Source organism: Vagococcus sp. WN80Y (genome assembly GCF_059621045.1).
Genome location: NZ_JCAQHY010000161.1, coordinates 1 through 16,279, shown reverse-complemented (window position 1 = coordinate 16,279; position 16,279 = coordinate 1). Strand labels below are relative to the sequence as shown.

Below are 16,279 nucleotides of genomic sequence, written 5' to 3'. Positions count from 1 at the left end.
CTACTCATTGCTTCGCCTTTTAACAAGTTTATTTGCTAGCGTCTTCCATTGCTTTTTGTGCTAAGAGATTCAAGTAGTTCCAAGGTCGATCAAAATGTGGTTGGAAGAAAAAGTCACTAATTGCTAAATCTTCAATGGTCATTTTAGCTTGGATAGCTAGCGACAAAGTATTTGCCGATTGGGTAATGTCATATTTTGACATTAATTGTCCACCTAAAATTCGGTGAGTATCAGTATCGTAAACAAGCTTCATTTGAACGTTTTCAGTAGTAGGCATAAATTCAGGGCGATAATTATCTTCAAAGTAAGTAGCGCCGATTGATAATCCAAGTTGGCCAGCGCTGCTTTCAGTTAAACCTGTTGAACCAATATTTAAACCAAACAAATGCAAGCCAGATGTCCCTTGTGTTCCACGATAAGCCAAGGTTGGCTCCTTGATATTTTTCCCAACAAGCATCCCTTGACGGACCGCATTTGTTGCAAGCGGAATATAGTGGTAATCTTCTGTTGGGTTATAGTGAACGACCGCACTATCACCTGCGGCAAAAATATCAGGGTTACTTGTCCGCATATACTCATCAACGATAATCGCGCCAGAATCAATACGATCAACTTGTCCGGCTAATAAATCAGTCATTGGACGGAAGCCAATACATAGAATAACTAAGTCCGCCTCATAAACTGCCGCGGCTGTTTCGACACCTGTCACAGTTTTTCCGTCACCTAAAAAGGCAGAAACTTGTTGATTAAGTGCCAAAGTAATTCCTTCATTACGAAGTTGTGTTTCGATAACATCTGTAAATTCACGATCAAGATATTTGTTTAGAATTCGGTCTAAACCATCAATTAAAGTCACTTCTTTGCCTTTCATAGCGAAAGCTTCCACCAATTCAATTCCAATATACCCAGCACCAACAACTGTTATTTTTTTGGCAGTTTCAGCACGATTAATAATGTCTTTTGCTTGGTTAAAATTTTTACATAATAAAATGTTTTCCTGTTCAATTCCTGGTATAGGGGGGGTTAATGGCCAAGAACCTGTCGTTATCACTAATTTATCGTAAGAGTCTTCAGACTCTTCGCCAGTCTTTAAATTACGGACAATCAAAGTCTTATTCTTGGTATCAATTGATAGAACATCATGCTCCATGTGGATACGGGCACCTAAGCTGGCTAATTCTTCGGGATTAGAATAAAACAAACTGGAAGAATCTTTTACAACACCTCCAACGTAAAGAGCAATCCCACATGAAAGAAATGAGACATTGTCATTTCTTTCGTAAACAGTTACTTCAGCATCTGGAACCTCGTTCAATATATTTTTAACAGCTGATGTTCCAGCGTGAGTACATCCTACAACAATAACTTTCATACTGTTACCTCCTAAATAATAATTAGTTTAATTTTGTTACGTGTTTAATTTAACATATAGTTTCATGTGAAAATAGTTTGATGCTTGTGAATTTTAAAAGCTTTCTCACAAAAAATATAATTCACAAATTAGAAGGTAGTTCTCTTTGGTGCTAATTGGTTTTAGTTTCAATTTCACAATACAAATAAATTTTGACATACTGAATGTTCACATGACCAATTCACAATTGAGAATATAGTGAAGATGATTATCAATTAGATTATCGATGCAAGAAGGATAGTTGGGAGTTGGGGGATAGTTTAATGCGTGATATAATAAGGCAAATAAATAACAGTTATCAACCAAAAAGGAGAATACAATGATAAAGAAATTGACGTCTCAAAAAGAGTTACAAGATGTGTTAGATTTAACCGCTTACGCATTTAATTTTACTACAATTGAAGACCAGCAAGAAGGCTTCTTGAAATTATGGCAGCACTCAGATAATTGGGGGATTTTTGATAATGAGCAGTTGACTAGTCAGATTTTAGTCTTCCCTTTTCAGGTAAATATTTTTGGCCAATCTATGAAAATGGCCGGCATTGGCAATGTAGCCACGTATCCTGACTATCGAGGGGAAGGAGGCATAAACCAATTGTTTACAGCCATTTTCGAAGAGTTGAAGGAAAATGGCACTATTTTATCTTATCTAGCACCATTTTCTCAACCTTTTTATAGAAAATATGGATATGAAGCCATTTTCAGTACTCTAGAAACAACTATTAATCGTCGAGATATCACCCAACTAGGTAATGAAAAAGCTGGGAGTGTTCGACGAGTTGATAAAACTCTGAAAAAGTGGCAATTAATTGTGAAGAAACTGTATATTGAAACATTAGAAAAACGTACTGGTAGTGTCATACGAGAAGAGTGGTGGTGGGAGAATATGTTTGCTTACTCACCGAAAAATCACTTGGCTATTTGTTTTGATGACAATCAAAGACCTGTTGGTTATGTATTTTACGAAATGCTTCCTCGTGAAATGATTATCCATGAAGTCAGCTATCTGAATGGGTTTGCCATTCGAAAAATTGCAAGTTTTATCGCTTCTCATAACGGTACTTTTGAAACGTTCACCTGGAATACTACTTTATCGGAACAGATAAAACTATTATTTAAAGAATCACGATCAGTAGAGCAGAAGATTAATGAAGGAATGATGGTAAAGATCATCTCATTTGAAAGCTTTATTGATTTGTATCGTTTCAATGTTAAAAGCAAGCGATCAATCCTGTTGGCTGTAGAGGATCATAGCTCGTCTTGGAATCACGGTACTTGGCAACTAACAGTTGAAGGTGGCAAAGGAAGTGTCAGTTTGATTTCAGACGAACTATTGCCAGAAGCTGATTTTTCTGGCAGTGTTCAGGCATGGACACAAGTATTTTTAGGACGGGCAAGTCTGAAGTCACTTCTTTTTCTAGAGATAATAACATCTTCTATGAATTCTACTGAATCAATCTTAAGCGAGTTATTACCTGAAAGTAAGTTAGCTCTTCACGACTTCTTTTAAACTAAATCAGACAAAGAAGATTAGTCGTAATGTTCTAATTTTCTTTGTCAGCTTTTTTTGATTAAAAGCACTACAAAGAATCAAAAAATAACCAATTGCTTTATTGACAATGAGTCCGATTATCAGTATAGTATCAATGAGGGAATATAGGAGCTATCACCCATTTTTCGGGAATATAGCAAATGGCAGACTGGTTATAGCTGACAGTGAGAGGATTTTTAAATGAGAGCATCAGGTCAATTTAAAAAAGGGGCACTTGAAATGTGTGTCCTCTATTTAGTTCAAACCGAAGATCGTTATGGCTATGAACTTCGTGAGAGTGTCAATGAGTATATCCAAATTACTGAAGGAGCTCTTTATCCCGTTTTACGACGTCTAGTCAAGGATGGGTATTGTTTAACTTACACTAAACAATCCGCAGAAGGGCCATCTCGAAAATATTATCAAATTACTGAAGTGGGTAAAGCTTACTTGGGTGAATTAATAGCCGAGTGGGACGACTTCGTTTCAAGTATTAACCGATTGAGAAGGGAGAACTAAGATGAATCCAATTGAAGCTTATTTAGCTGAACTTAAGTCTTATTTTTCAGAATCTAATATGGCTGTTTATCAGGAATTAGAAGAAGATCTATTAGAAGAATTTCACCAATCTATTGCGGAAGGAAAAAGTGAAGAGGAAGCGGTCAGCAAGCTGTCGAAGCCTATTGATATTGCTAGCGATTTTTTCGCTGATAGGCGTTTTGAAACGGCTCAATCTGCTACTAGAGATGTAGTTCCAGAAGAAGAGGTTGAGGATGTTTTTAAAGAAGTGAGACGGCAACGTGTCAGTTTGATGGTTCATAAATCACTCCTTTTAACAAAAAAGTTAATGGTCGCCACACTACTATTGGTGAGTCTTTTTTTTGTGAGCTATATTGTACAAGAATTGTATTATGAGCATAATATTGCCCACATTCCAACAATATTATTACTACTAATAATTGGTTTACTTATTAATTTGTTCCCTAAACGCTCATTTATTAAAGGGGAAAAACGTTTAGTGTTAACAGGTCTTCTATCCTTATTCAGTTTGGGGTTATTAATTGAAGGTCTAATGACAGATAATCTTTTTTACCATGGGATATCTCATTATCAGGAAATCACTGCTGATGGGTATCAGGATTTGAGTTTTTCATTAGATTCTGATGCTCTTATTGAGATAACGACTTCTGAAGTTGGTCCAAAAGAACCTTTTCGTGTGCTACTAAATGGAAACTTTAAAAAGCAAGATATTAAAGCTCTTTCTAGCAATGAGGGCAAAAAAGATATTGAAATGTCTGTTGATAAAAAAAGTTTATTTAATCTTTTTACTCGAACAAAAGAATCTGAAATAGTTATCTTAATTCCAAAAGGAATGTTCTTCAATAAGTTTGAATTAGAGCTGCTTAAAGGTGATTTAAGATTGCTTCATATGGGAACGAAAGAACTTACGCTTAATTTAGTGGAAGGCGATATCTTTAGTAAGAATATTAGTGTTGCTAAAGGAACTATTCACAGTGAAAAAGGAGATATAGTTATTGAAGATTCTGACTTAAGTGCTCAAATTACCAATGTTGAGGGTAAGACAATCTTGACTCATTTAACAGGTGAATTAGCAATTGACGGAACTCATGGACATACTATTATAAAAGAGCAAGAATCAAATGAAGGAAATGTTAGAACAACTGATGGAAAAATTACGATTCAAGATTCTACATTCAAAGCACTTTCAACATTTTCTGAAAGTGGACAAAATGTTGTGGCTCGTACAACGGGGTTATTAACAATAGAGAGTGTTCGTGGCAAAATTGTTTCAGAAGCAAATGATGGGGAGCTGCAGAGTAAAAATGATAGTGGTGTAACGATTATCATTGATACAACTGGTATGCCAAGTCATGTTACAAGTCAAAGTGGTTTTATTAAATGGATTCACGATATTAAAAATCCAGTAAATTTTGATGCTTCAAGCAAAACAGGAGAAGTTCGTAATGGGGTTGAGAGAACTGATGAAGAAAAGAACGCTGAGGTTTCAATTCGCTCGATAAGCGGCGATATTAGAGTTATTAAAAAAGTGAATTAAGAAATTATATTCGTAATTTCAAACAAAAAGAGTAGCAACTTGGTAGAAAATTCTATTAAGTTGCTACTTTTTTTTGAAAAATGGTACACTTACTTCTAATGATAGCGTTTAAAAAAAGAGGAGGAATCACAAATGACATTGGAAGAAAGAATGAAAAATGGTGACTTGTACTGGGAAAGTGGCAATAAGTCTTTAGAAGATCAAGCATTTGAAAAAGTGATTGAAGATCAGCGCATGAATTGCAAAGAACTTGTTTTTGATTATAATCAGACGAGACCTAGTAACACAGAGCGAAAAAAACATCTTTTAGATGAATTATTAGGGAGCAGTGGCAAGTCTATTTGGATCGAATCGCCGGTTCATATGGCTTACGGAATCAATACTTTTATAGGAGATCATTTTTACGCAAACTTTAATTTGGTTTTAGTTGATGATGGAACAATTACGATCGGAAATCACGTTATGATTTCACCTAATGTAACAATCACAACAACAGGACATCCTATCCATCCAAAATATCGTCAAGGAGGGGGACAATTTTCACTACCTGTGGTCATAAAAAACGGGGTGTGGATTGGCTCAAATGTAACAATAATGCCAGGCATCACGATTGGGGAAAACTCTGTTATTGGGGCGGGGAGTGTTGTTACTAAAAATATTCCTGAGAATGTAGTTGCTTTCGGTAGTCCTTGTAAGGTCATTCGTAAAATTGATGAAAGGGATAAAGAATTTTACCATCAAAATAGAAAAATCAAACTAGACTAATTAAGCAGATGGGCAGAGTAGGAATGACAACTTAAAAATGATCGTATTAGCCCTAATTACCAAGACAGTAAGTAAAAATTATGCTAAAATTTATTTTTAACATAATTTTATGGGGGAAATGCAAGTGAAAATTATAGAGTATCAGGAGAAGTATCAGGAACAAGTAATTGCTTTAATTTTGAGGATTCAACAAGAAGAATTTCAAGTTCCCATTCTTTTGGAAGATCAACCTGATTTATTAAGAATTCCCACTGTTTATCAGCAACTAAAAGGGAATTTTTGGATAGCCATTGAGGATGAGCGGGTTGTTGGGACAATTGCATTGATTGATCTGGGGAACAGTAATGGGACCCTTCGCAAATTATTCGTTGAGCCAGCTTATCGTGGCAAACAAGGAACAGCTAAACAACTATTAAATGTTCTTTTTGACTGGTGCTATAGTGAAAGTATTAATCAATTATATTTAGGGACAACTGCTTTATTTAAGGCTGCTCATCGCTTTTATGAAAAAAATGGCTTTATTAGTATAAATAAAACAGATTTACCAACTAATTTTCCAGTTGTGGATGTGGATACTGTTTTTTTCCAACATACATTTTCTTAAAACTACTGCATATGAAGATGAATCCAAATTTTCATAACCATATAGCCAATCAAGATTAGCCAGAGTAAAAATAATAGCACAATTGCGATGTTAATATAAGGCTCATATTTTTTCAAAACTTTTTGCTCCTCGTTTTCTTTCTATTATACCAAAAAACACTCTTGATTTACATCAGTATTATGAATGAGAAATCTGACATAACTGTAAGTTTCGTTACTAAGAAAACACTATCAATTAAAATTTGAATCGGTTATAATTAAAATACGATTAAATTAGGGAGGTTTTTTTATGAAGCTTAAAACAGTTGGCGTACTCTCAAGCTTACTTGTCAGTTTATGTTTTGCTCATGTAGTAGTTGCTGCAACAGATACTAAGTTGGAAACAGGGTCTAGTGACATAACTATTATGACTGAAAGCACTAAGGTTGAAGAAAACGAGAAAAAATCAAAACTGGATTTAAGACCTACTTTTAATGTTAAGGCAATTGCTGCTGTTGTTGGTGCTAAAGGAACGATCAAATTAGAGCCCATTGAAAAAGTTTCTGACAATTCTGGCATCTTTAATATATCTGTTCAAGATTCATCTGTTATTTCTGCTGATAAAGAAGGAAATTGGCACGCTCTAAAAGCTGGAACAACCACTTTGACTTTAGATTATACGTATTCAGAATCTGCTTTAAAAGCAATTCAGACAGCTTATCCTGATCATGAGTTAACCAAAAATGAGATTGTACAGATGGTGACTGTAGAAGTGAAGGACGCTGACAAGAACATACTTGATATCACACCAGTATTTTTAGAAACAGATTTAAATAATTTAATGGTTAATGATTCAGGAACGATCAAAGTACAATCAATTGAAGGTGTCGATGTAACTGGACAATTTAAGCCGATTAATGCTGAAAATTCTATCATCTCTTTAGATGAATTTGGGAAATGGACTGCATTGAAAGGTGGTTCGTATTATCTGCCATTGGATTTTGTGTATTCCGATGAGACAATGGCTACTTTGAAGGCCAAGTTTCCTGATACAGAGTTCGTTTCTAAAGAAATTCTCCAAACTGTAAAAGTTACTATTTTTGATGGCTTGATTAGTTATCGGTTGTTTGTTAATCCGAGTGAAATTGCCGCCAAGGTTGGTGAAACGGGAAAAATTAACCTTGATCCAATAGGTGAAGTTGATAATTTGACAGCTAGTTTCAATATGACAGATAGCAAAGGGCTCATCGAAATTGACAAAGATGGTAATTGGAAAGCATTAAAAGCTGGTGAAACGAGCTTGACAGTTGTTGCAACTTTAACTGAGGAGAGTTTGAAAAGAATTAAAGAAAAGAATCCTAACAAAAAAGAGGAGCCCGCACCAGCAATCGCTCAACAGATTACTTTTAAAGTAACAGAAGGGATGTCTGGAAGTTCTTCTATAAAAGAAACACCGACAGCTAAGAAAAATCTTCCTAAAACTGGAAACAATGATAACTATAGCTATTCAATTGCTGGAGGTTCACTGATTTTAGGTTCAATTTATTTAGTCAGAAAACGTAAGGACCAAGAATAAAGTGCATTTCATCAAATTTGTTTGCAGCGTTTCTTATTTTGACAGCCATTTTTGATGGCGAATTCTAATGTTTGTTAACTATTGTTTGCTTAATTCTTATTAAAAAAATTGTATTGTGTCACGCCATGTGTGACATAAATTATAAAATCTCATGCTTATAATTTCATGATCTATCAGTAAGTAGTTGATTATCTTAGTTAAAACTGAACGATTTTCTAATTGATTTAAGATCCTCAAATCAATTAGAAAGGCCATTAAAAAAATGAGTAGTGTCACGTGTGTCGTGACAAAATATAACTCTCATACTAAAAATTACTTAGATTAATCAGTAGATGCTAGGCTGTTTTAGCTTGAAATAGAGTGATTAAAGGATAAATTTAAGATATCTGAATCGATTAAAAAACTAATAAAAAAACGAGTGCTGTCACACGTAGCGTGACACAAATTACAAATTTTATACTTAGAATTGCATAACTTATCAGTAAATATTTGATTGTTTTAACTTAAAACTGGGTATTCAAAGGATAAATTTAAGAGTCCTTAACCAATTAATAAACAAATAAAAAAAACGAGTAGTGTCACACATGGCGTGACAAACTTATAGGTGTTAATTACAAAAAAAGAAAAATCATTGTAGAATTAATTAGAAATAGTGAGCTTTGCATGCAATATGGCACTGTAAGAGAAAAAAGAAAATCAACTAAGCCTCTTAAGATCAATCGAGAGGTTATTTGTGCGTTCATTTTAAAAAAGGAAAAATTAAGAGACGACTTGTTAAAATTTAAGAATCTATTATAATAAAGGAGAACATAGAGGAGGAAGAGGATGAAATTAGGAATAATCTTAGAAACAAGTGAACATGAAAAAGCGTGGAATGCTTTTAGATTAGCTAATACGGCTTTGAAAAAAGGACATGTTGTCAAATTTTTCTTAATGGGCGAGGCAGTGGAATGTCCCGAAATAGTCTCAACAACTTTTGATGTAGTGACTCAATTAGAAGAATTTCTAACTCTTAAAGGAGAATTGTTAGCCTGTGGGACGTGTTTAACGTCTCGTAATAAAACTGATTTTGAGACATGCGATATTTCAACAATGTCAGATTGTTTAGCTATCATTGAGTGGGCCGATAAAATGCTGACTTTTTAAAAAAATAAAAACGCCAAGTCAGTTGACCTAGCGTTTTTTTTATGGAGATAAGCGGGATCGAACCGCTGACCTCTTGCATGCCATGCAAGCGCTCTCCCAGCTGAGCTATACCCCCAAAATAACTAATTACCATATTCTTAATAATTATAGCCAGTTTTATTGATGAAGTCAACTAGTAGTGGAAATCAGTTAGTGATTAAATAAGATAAAGGGGGGAACCAATTGACAAGTGATGAATTAATAGAGTTGCTACAAGCAGATTATATCATTAAGAAGATTTTAAGTATTATTGAAGAAAATGATCAGGCAACTCTTTATTTGTGTGCAGGTACAATTCGAAACTATGTGTGGGATCAATTGTCGCTGAATAAAGAGCGACAATTAACTGATATTGATATTGTTCTTTTTGATAAAAACATCAGTTACTATGAAACATGTTTGGTTCAACAACAATTAACTGATTCTTATCCTGAATTTGAATGGGAAGTAAAAAATCAAATTTATATGCACGGACATAATCCTGGAACTAAACCATATCGTAGTTTGGAGGAAGCCTTAGCTTCGTTTCCTGAAACGTGTACAGCTATAGCAATTAGGAAAAATAAAAATAGCTATGAACTTATTGCCCCTTATGGGATTACCGATTTAGTCAATCTCGAAGTTAGACCAACTCCTCATTTTTTAGGTAATCAAGATAGGTTAACTATTTACCAAAAGAGAATTAAAGATAAGCAATGGACAAAAAGATGGCCTGCGCTTAAGGTATTTCATTCAGAAAAATAAGTAAGTTTATTGGAGGAAAAAATGATATTAAAAAAACAATTTGAGAAGATGGCAACTGGTGCCATGTATGATGATTTAACAAAAGAGTTAGTTGAGTACCGACAACAGACTGTTATAAAAACGAATGAGTATAATCAAAGCTTTGGTCAGCCACCTGCTGCTAGAGTTGCTTTATTGACTAGTATTCTTGGGGGAGTGGGGGAGGCTGCGCATTTTGAACCTTCGTTTCGTTGTGAATTTGGGTGTAATATTTTTTTAGGGGAAAATTTTTACGCGAATTTTGACTGCATCATGTTAGATGGAGGAAAAATTACAATTGGGGACAATGTTCTTTTTGGTCCACGAGCAGGAATATTTACATCTAATCATGCTATTGATCCTATTGAACGCGCTCAAGGTGGTTGTTACGCAAAACCTGTTACGATTGGTGATAACGTATGGTTTGGTGCCAATGTCACTGTTAATCAAGGGGTTACGATTGGCGATAATACGGTGATAGGATCTGGCAGTGTTGTAACAAAAAATATTCCTGCTAATGTTGTTGCTGCAGGAGTACCATGTAAGGTAATTAGAGAAATCACTGAGAAAGATAGAACGAACTATTTGAAAGATGGATTATTACATTAATCGTCTAATGCGCTGTATTAGCGGGATGCAACGCTCTGTTGACAAAATCAAATTGAGTGGCAACTAATAAGTTCTTATGAAGCTCAGATGGCTGTGTTACGATTAATTTAATTGATTTCTACAGGAAAGTGAGGCGAATTATGTGAGCATACTCGCGAAAAAAATAAAGAGATTACGATTGGAGAAAAGCTTATCTCAGCAAGAACTGGCTCAATTATTAGCAGTTAGTAGGCAAACAATTTCCAAATGGGAATTAGATAAAAATATGCCTGATCTAGCGTATTTAATTGAAATGAGTCAGATTTTTGAGTGTTCACTAGACGATCTTGTCGGACTTTCTCAAAAAGTAGGCTTTTTCACAAAAATTGGGAAAGAAACTGATCAACTATTAGTGAAACGACAGTTAAAAAGAGCAAGTAATAAAGAAAAACAGAAAGAACTGGTCGATTTGCTAGTTACTGGAACTAGCTTCGTTGTCATGTTTCATGATAGTAACAAAGTAAATGTCTTAACTGATTACCCAAAACTTGCTGAGCTTGGTAATTGGAAGTACTTTAACCAGAAGCTTAGGCGCGGTGTTCTTAAAAGTTATCTAACTGAGGAGCAATTGAAAAAGGAACTGAATGAGATCTTCACACCTGATACATTTTCTGTCAGAGCTAATAACGACACAGTCTTTCCTTTTCCATTACCGCCGTTGTAAGTTATAATGGTCTTATCAAATTATTTTGAGAAAGTAAGAGGAATAACTGTGAAAAAACCTAAGAGAGTTTCATTATCCACTCAAATAGTCGAGGAATTAACTAAAAAAATTGAAACTGGTGATTGGCCAATTCAGACTAAAATCCCAACTGAGGCACAGTTGACTGAACAATTTGAGGTTAGCCGAAATACTGTTAGAGAGGCTTTACAATCGCTGATTCAGGCTGGGTTGCTAGATTCTAAGGCAGGAGATGGCACGTATGTCATTGCAACTAATAAATTTGAAGCTAACATGTACCATGAATTAGATAAGGTTGATTATCAAGAAATAGCTGAGGCACGTCAATTATTAGAAAAAAATTTGGCATTTTTAGCCGCTAAAAAAAGGACGACAGCTGATTTAATTGCTATGGAAGCAGCTTTGGCTAAGCGTAACAATCCTGAATTTGATTTAGAGGAACTTGCTTTAAAGGATATTGATTTTCATATTGAAATAGCGAAAGCCGCTCATAATTCAATTATGCTGGATGTTTATCAAAGTATTTCAAAATATTTATTTCAATTGATATTTGATCATATGAAGCAGGATGTCAGCTTCAATCATGAGGATTCTCAACAGCTTCATAATGATCTTTTCTTAGCGATAAAAGATCAGGATAGCAGAAAAGCTGAGACAATCGTCAGCCAAATAAGTTCATATTAAGGAGAAGCATTTACAGGCTTCTTTTTTTTGTTTCAAAAAATGATAAAAGAGATTGACAAAACCTTCTAATAGCAGTATCATTTAATTGTCCGATTGTCCTACAATTGAATTCTGGAGGAATTTTCATGAAACAAAATACAAAGCCTAAAGTCTCGCCATATTTGTTAATATTAGGAATTTTACTAATGGCCGCTAATTTAAGAGTACCCTTGACTTCAATAAGCCCATTAGTTAGTTTAATTAGCGAACAGCTACATATGGATTTAGGAATGGCAGGTATGATTACAACAACGCCTTTGTTGGCTTTCGCCATTTTTTCTACTGTTGCTCCTCTCACTGAGCGAAAGTTTGGAATGGAACGTGTCCTATTTGTGTCATTGCTTTTTATTACAGGTGGGATTTTTCTACGGTCAAGTGGAAGTCAACTAACTTTATTTGCTGGGACAATTATGATTGGGATTGGCATCGCCCATTGCAACGTGCTATTACCAAGTTTAATTAAACGGGATTTCAAAAAAAATCCTGGGTTATTAACAGGTCTATATTCTGTTACAATGAATACTTGTGGGGCGTTGGCATCAGGTATTAGTTTACCTCTCGTAACTAATTGGGGATTTACTTGGCAGAACTCACTGAAAGTTTGGAGTATTCTTGGACTAGTGGCATTGATAGTTTGGTTTCCTCAATTAAAAAATGATACAAAAATAAAAATAGAAACAGGGATGAATGAAAAAAACTCCCTTATGACGTCACCTTTAGCTTGGAAAATTAGTGTTTTTATGGGATTACAGTCCTTATTTTTTTATGTTGCTATTGCTTGGTTACCACAAATGTTGCTAGCTAAAAATATTGGGGAAGAAATTTCTGGTGTGATGTTATCGGTCTTGCAACTATTTTTAGTTCCAACGACATTTGTCGTGTCAATCATTGCTGGAAGGATGAGAGAGCAGGTCAAATTAACGATTATCGGTGTAGGAATTTTATTAATGGGTGTGTTGGGGCTGACTTTTTTTAATAGTGTCACGTTAAATTTTATCGCTGTTAGCCTGATTGGAGCAGGGTGTGGTTTTTGTTTTAGTTTGGCTATGATGTTTTTTAATTTAAGAACGAGAACATTTTCCGAGGCCGCACAACTATCGGGAATGGCACAGTCAATTGGTTATTTCTTAGCAAGTATCGGCCCATTCTTGTTTGGAATTATGTATGACGTAACTAACTCTTGGAATAGTACATATCTATCTTTGATACTATTATGCATACTATTATTAGGCGTAGGAATTTCCTCTGCAAAAGAGGGGCATGTTTAATTTAACTAAGCTCTACTCATATGCGCTTCTCACATAACATAGGTGAAATCAAACAAGGGTGAGACTTATTGTCCCACCCTTGTTAATGTCCAGTTTTCTCATAAATAACTGTTATATTATTCTTTATCAGTAGTATCTGATATAATTTCCGGTTGCCTCAATGATTTGTTTTTTGATAAGGCGAATCGATAGGCCTCCATATAAAGATCAAATTTTTCAGCTATCGACAATGTACTGCTCGAGGAAGAGACAACGGCTAAAGCAAATTGCTCCGGGGAAATGTGCACAATACTCACCTCAATTTCTGGTCTAATATTAAAAATAAAGACTAGTCGTTAGGACTAGTCATGTGTTCTCAAATAGATTAATTTTTTCAAATAATTGGTTTTAACAAGCAAACGAGCTAAGAAAAATTGTTGTATGAATAAGCTTATGGCCAAAATCACCATAATGTAAAATGATAATTGAGACGGGCTAAATCCATAGACAATTAAGCTAACGATTAGTCCACTACTAAAAATCATCGTTGACGAAGTTAAAAATGACTGTGTGTATTGACCAAATAGTTTGACTTTTGCTACAAATGTTTGATAATCGTCTTTTATATTCTTAATAAAAAGTAATCGCTCCAAATTTTGATACCCATCATTCGCTTTCAAGCGGTAGGCGAGAGATGAAAATAGGATAATCCCTAACAAATAAATTGAAACTGCTATGTTAATCATGATTCATCACTCCGTTCGGCCTTTATGCCATTCTATCTATAATTAAATGTTAGCACTTACCTTGGGAGATATCAACTAATAGGTATTGAAGAAAATAAGAAGTATTTAAGACTATACCTTTAATAATAACAGTTAGATCGAAAAATTAATTCAATTTATCTACCACTTTTTTAGGTAATTTACTCACCGAAATTTCTTCATAAGAACGAACATTCTGCCCTTTTGTGATAAGTTTTAAATAGACATTGGGTTCTATTTTTATTCCGAAAGACGTGTAGCCAATAACTCGAGATTTTCCATCCTGATCATACCCGGTTGTTATGTAAGCAAAGTTATCTTTGCCATTTGACGCATCTTTATATGTTTCAGCATAGGTGTCAGTCGTTTTGACATAGAGGGTCGAATTAGAAACAAGTGGATTGAGCAGATCAATCGTTGTTGCAACGTTTGAAGTCTTATTCCGTGTTAATAATGGTGAAACTATAACCGAAATTATCAGTACTAATACTATCACTCCTAATACTATCATGTTCTTTTTCATGTTGATAATCGCTCCTTAATTAGATGATTTTAATAGTATTATACGTGATAATAGAAAAAATAGCCTTGTCCTTCTGCAAAATCAAACTAACATTTTTGTCACATAGAAGCTTAATTTTAATTGGTTGTCTATCAAGTAATTAAAATTGTCTTTATCGCTGTAACTCGACTCTGCTATAATGGAGATGTAAAGTAAATGAACAGAGTCATAAGAAAAGGAGTTAGTAGGATGCTGCCAGAAGAAAAAGAGGTCATTCAAGTCCAAATTAACTTAGTGAGACAAGAGTTAGAGGTCGATTTTGTAGGAATGGCGTTAGGAACGACTCATTCACCCAACCTTACAACTGATATTAAGTGGCGTTACGTTAGTGGAAATTTGAGTCAACGCTACAAAAAAATTGTCTTACAAGTAGGTTATGGCTTCGCAGGTATCGTCTGGCAAACGGGTCGTCAATTAATTGAGCAAAACTTGGAATTAAAGACGGCTGAAGAATTATTAAACTACCCAATTGCTATTGCAGAGGAGTTAAAAAGTGTCAGTGTTATCCCAATCATGAGAGAAGAAGAAATCTTAGCGGTTTTATTGGTAGGGTATCGTCAGGTAACACAGATAGACGGGAAGCAGAGTATCCTTTTAGAACAAATTGCTGACAATTTAGCTCAGTCGTTAATTGAGGAACAGGAGATACGTTGATGATAAATTTTAAGCTATTAGCTGAAAAGGTAAGTGATAGTCTATTTATTATTGAAATGGGGCAGATAGTCTATACTAATCCAGCCGCCCTAAACCTACTTACTCGCTATCAATTTGATTTAGAAAAAGTGCTGGATGTCTGCGAAGCGCAAGGGTGTGCGCTTCATTCAATGATGGCTGTGTGCCAAAATTGTGAGGTTAAAGCAACGTTTGATCCACAAGCCTTTTCTTTAATCTTGGCGACTAAAAAGGGAGAACAAGAATCTTTTAGTGCAAGTTATAATCGTTTAACTGAGACTATCTTCGCTTTAAGTATCAGAAATTTAACAGATCAAACAAAGACTGATAATCTTTTTCAACAAAAAAAATTGGTAGCCTATGTCAGTCAAGCTCATGAAAAAGAACGTAAAAAAATTGCTCAAGATCTACACGATAGCCTCGCCCAACGAGTCTTTAGCACCTTGTTGGAAACACGTAAAATAAAACGAGACTATCTAGAGATATCTGAGCTTGGGGAGAAACTGCAAGCTATCGAACAGCAGCTAATCACAACGTTACATGAGATTAAAACCATGGCTCTTGATTTGAGACCTTCAGCTTTAGACGATTTGGGTCTAACTTCGGCTGTTACGATGTTAATTAATCGATTAGGGGAAACCACAGGAATTGAGATTAATTTTATTTCTCACCTCATTCACGATCGTTTTTCTGAAGCCATTGAAATCACTTTATTCCGAGTTCTTCAAGAAGCTGTGATGAATGCGATAAAATATGCAAAAGTTGAAATAATTGACGTTCTGTTAGTTGAAAAAGAACAAACGTTAGTGTTGGAAATACTCGATCAAGGGGTAGGTTTTGACACTGCGTCTCCAAAGATCCAAGGAACTGGCATGGGCCTTTTACATATGGAAGAACGACTTCAAGCAATTGGTGGTCAGCTGGGGATCGCCTCATCAAATGAAGGGACACAGATAAAAGTCAGTGTACCGATTAATTAAGCCAGCTATAAAAAGGTCAAGTAAAAACTGAACTATTTTAAAATTGTTTGTTGTGATTTTTAATGCAACATAAATAAACCTAGAGAAGAATACAAATTTTTTCTAGGTATCT

The 16,279-nt window shown here is 34.9% G+C and carries 17 protein-coding genes and 1 tRNA gene; 14 read left to right on the top strand and 4 right to left on the bottom strand.

The window, feature by feature from the left end:
* Positions 1-28 precede the first annotated feature (28 nt).
* On the bottom strand, positions 29-1,372 hold the full coding sequence (locus AC5KOD_RS14240; RefSeq protein ID WP_496915232.1) for an FAD-dependent oxidoreductase: 1,344 nt from the start codon (positions 1,370-1,372) through the stop codon (positions 29-31).
* A gap of 358 nt (positions 1,373-1,730) precedes the next feature.
* Here AC5KOD_RS14240 and AC5KOD_RS14235 point away from each other — a divergent pair, with 358 nt between their 5' ends.
* From AC5KOD_RS14235 to AC5KOD_RS14205, 7 genes are all read left to right on the top strand, one after another.
* Complete coding sequence (locus AC5KOD_RS14235; RefSeq protein WP_496915231.1) at positions 1,731-2,921, top strand: GNAT family N-acetyltransferase; 1,191 nt, start codon at positions 1,731-1,733, stop codon at positions 2,919-2,921.
* 222 nt (positions 2,922-3,143) lie between these two features.
* Complete coding sequence (locus tag AC5KOD_RS14230; protein WP_496915230.1) at positions 3,144-3,461, top strand: PadR family transcriptional regulator; 318 nt, start codon at positions 3,144-3,146, stop codon at positions 3,459-3,461.
* 1 nt (position 3,462) lies between these two features.
* Positions 3,463-5,019 (top strand): DUF4097 family beta strand repeat-containing protein, encoded by a 1,557-nt coding sequence (locus AC5KOD_RS14225; RefSeq protein ID WP_496915229.1) that lies wholly within the window; start codon positions 3,463-3,465, stop codon positions 5,017-5,019.
* A gap of 132 nt (positions 5,020-5,151) precedes the next feature.
* Positions 5,152-5,784 carry a sugar O-acetyltransferase gene (locus AC5KOD_RS14220; protein ID WP_496915228.1) on the top strand — a complete coding sequence of 211 codons (633 nt, stop codon included), beginning with the start codon at positions 5,152-5,154 and terminating at the stop codon, positions 5,782-5,784.
* Between the two features lie 124 nt (positions 5,785-5,908).
* Complete coding sequence (locus tag AC5KOD_RS14215) at positions 5,909-6,388, top strand: GNAT family N-acetyltransferase (RefSeq protein WP_496915227.1); 480 nt, start codon at positions 5,909-5,911, stop codon at positions 6,386-6,388.
* 288 nt (positions 6,389-6,676) lie between these two features.
* On the top strand, positions 6,677-7,942 hold the full coding sequence (locus AC5KOD_RS14210; protein ID WP_496915226.1) for an LPXTG cell wall anchor domain-containing protein: 1,266 nt from the start codon (positions 6,677-6,679) through the stop codon (positions 7,940-7,942).
* Positions 7,943-8,767: 825 nt separating this feature from the next.
* Complete coding sequence (locus tag AC5KOD_RS14205; RefSeq protein WP_496915225.1) at positions 8,768-9,088, top strand: DsrE/DsrF/TusD sulfur relay family protein; 321 nt, start codon at positions 8,768-8,770, stop codon at positions 9,086-9,088.
* Between the two features lie 42 nt (positions 9,089-9,130).
* Here the strand turns inward: AC5KOD_RS14205 and AC5KOD_RS14200 are convergent.
* Positions 9,131-9,203 (bottom strand) — tRNA-Ala (locus AC5KOD_RS14200).
* A gap of 107 nt (positions 9,204-9,310) precedes the next feature.
* Between AC5KOD_RS14200 and AC5KOD_RS14195 the strand changes: the two genes are divergently transcribed.
* The 5 genes from AC5KOD_RS14195 (at position 9,311) to AC5KOD_RS14175 (ending at position 13,210) form a co-directional block, all read left to right on the top strand.
* Complete coding sequence (locus tag AC5KOD_RS14195; protein ID WP_496915224.1) at positions 9,311-9,871, top strand: nucleotidyltransferase family protein; 561 nt, start codon at positions 9,311-9,313, stop codon at positions 9,869-9,871.
* 21 nt (positions 9,872-9,892) lie between these two features.
* Positions 9,893-10,498: a sugar O-acetyltransferase gene (locus tag AC5KOD_RS14190; RefSeq protein WP_496915223.1), complete on the top strand. Its 606-nt coding sequence runs from the start codon at positions 9,893-9,895 to the stop codon at positions 10,496-10,498.
* A 142-nt stretch (positions 10,499-10,640) separates the two neighbouring features.
* Positions 10,641-11,201 carry a helix-turn-helix transcriptional regulator gene (locus tag AC5KOD_RS14185; RefSeq protein ID WP_496915222.1) on the top strand — a complete coding sequence of 187 codons (561 nt, stop codon included), beginning with the start codon at positions 10,641-10,643 and terminating at the stop codon, positions 11,199-11,201.
* 48 nt (positions 11,202-11,249) lie between these two features.
* Positions 11,250-11,903 carry a FadR/GntR family transcriptional regulator gene (locus AC5KOD_RS14180; RefSeq protein WP_496915221.1) on the top strand — a complete coding sequence of 218 codons (654 nt, stop codon included), beginning with the start codon at positions 11,250-11,252 and terminating at the stop codon, positions 11,901-11,903.
* A 125-nt stretch (positions 11,904-12,028) separates the two neighbouring features.
* The gene (locus AC5KOD_RS14175; RefSeq protein ID WP_496915220.1) at positions 12,029-13,210 is read left to right on the top strand and encodes a CynX/NimT family MFS transporter; all 1,182 of its coding nucleotides are present in this window, start codon (positions 12,029-12,031) and stop codon (positions 13,208-13,210) included.
* Positions 13,211-13,551: 341 nt separating this feature from the next.
* Here AC5KOD_RS14175 and AC5KOD_RS14170 read toward each other — a convergent pair whose 3' ends face one another.
* Together AC5KOD_RS14170 and AC5KOD_RS14165 are read right to left on the bottom strand one after the other, a co-directional pair.
* Positions 13,552-13,935 (bottom strand): hypothetical protein, encoded by a 384-nt coding sequence (locus AC5KOD_RS14170; protein WP_496915219.1) that lies wholly within the window; start codon positions 13,933-13,935, stop codon positions 13,552-13,554.
* Positions 13,936-14,080: 145 nt separating this feature from the next.
* On the bottom strand, positions 14,081-14,476 hold the full coding sequence (locus AC5KOD_RS14165; RefSeq protein WP_496915218.1) for a YxeA family protein: 396 nt from the start codon (positions 14,474-14,476) through the stop codon (positions 14,081-14,083).
* Between the two features lie 228 nt (positions 14,477-14,704).
* On the opposite strand from AC5KOD_RS14165, the gene AC5KOD_RS14160 reads away from it, so the two are divergent.
* Both AC5KOD_RS14160 and AC5KOD_RS14155 read left to right on the top strand, forming a co-directional pair.
* Positions 14,705-15,169 (top strand): GAF domain-containing protein, encoded by a 465-nt coding sequence (locus tag AC5KOD_RS14160; protein WP_496915217.1) that lies wholly within the window; start codon positions 14,705-14,707, stop codon positions 15,167-15,169.
* A complete protein-coding gene (locus AC5KOD_RS14155) occupies positions 15,169-16,167 on the top strand; it encodes a sensor histidine kinase (RefSeq protein ID WP_496915216.1) in 999 nt (332 codons plus the stop codon). Before AC5KOD_RS14160 ends, AC5KOD_RS14155 begins: the two co-directional genes overlap by 1 nt.
* The last annotated feature ends 112 nt before the right edge of the window (positions 16,168-16,279 follow it).

Coding starts and splice junctions, on each gene's coding strand:
- AC5KOD_RS14240 (WP_496915232.1), bottom strand. CDS start 1,372: ATGAAAGTTATTGTTGTAGGATGTACTCACGCTGGAACATCAGCTGTT.
- AC5KOD_RS14235 (WP_496915231.1), top strand. CDS start 1,731: ATGATAAAGAAATTGACGTCTCAAAAAGAGTTACAAGATGTGTTAGAT.
- AC5KOD_RS14230 (WP_496915230.1), top strand. CDS start 3,144: ATGAGAGCATCAGGTCAATTTAAAAAAGGGGCACTTGAAATGTGTGTC.
- AC5KOD_RS14225 (WP_496915229.1), top strand. CDS start 3,463: ATGAATCCAATTGAAGCTTATTTAGCTGAACTTAAGTCTTATTTTTCA.
- AC5KOD_RS14220 (WP_496915228.1), top strand. CDS start 5,152: ATGACATTGGAAGAAAGAATGAAAAATGGTGACTTGTACTGGGAAAGT.
- AC5KOD_RS14210 (WP_496915226.1), top strand. CDS start 6,677: ATGAAGCTTAAAACAGTTGGCGTACTCTCAAGCTTACTTGTCAGTTTA.
- AC5KOD_RS14205 (WP_496915225.1), top strand. CDS start 8,768: ATGAAATTAGGAATAATCTTAGAAACAAGTGAACATGAAAAAGCGTGG.
- AC5KOD_RS14190 (WP_496915223.1), top strand. CDS start 9,893: ATGATATTAAAAAAACAATTTGAGAAGATGGCAACTGGTGCCATGTAT.
- AC5KOD_RS14175 (WP_496915220.1), top strand. CDS start 12,029: ATGAAACAAAATACAAAGCCTAAAGTCTCGCCATATTTGTTAATATTA.
- AC5KOD_RS14170 (WP_496915219.1), bottom strand. CDS start 13,935: ATGATTAACATAGCAGTTTCAATTTATTTGTTAGGGATTATCCTATTT.
- AC5KOD_RS14165 (WP_496915218.1), bottom strand. CDS start 14,476: ATGAAAAAGAACATGATAGTATTAGGAGTGATAGTATTAGTACTGATA.
- AC5KOD_RS14160 (WP_496915217.1), top strand. CDS start 14,705: ATGCTGCCAGAAGAAAAAGAGGTCATTCAAGTCCAAATTAACTTAGTG.
- AC5KOD_RS14155 (WP_496915216.1), top strand. CDS start 15,169: ATGATAAATTTTAAGCTATTAGCTGAAAAGGTAAGTGATAGTCTATTT.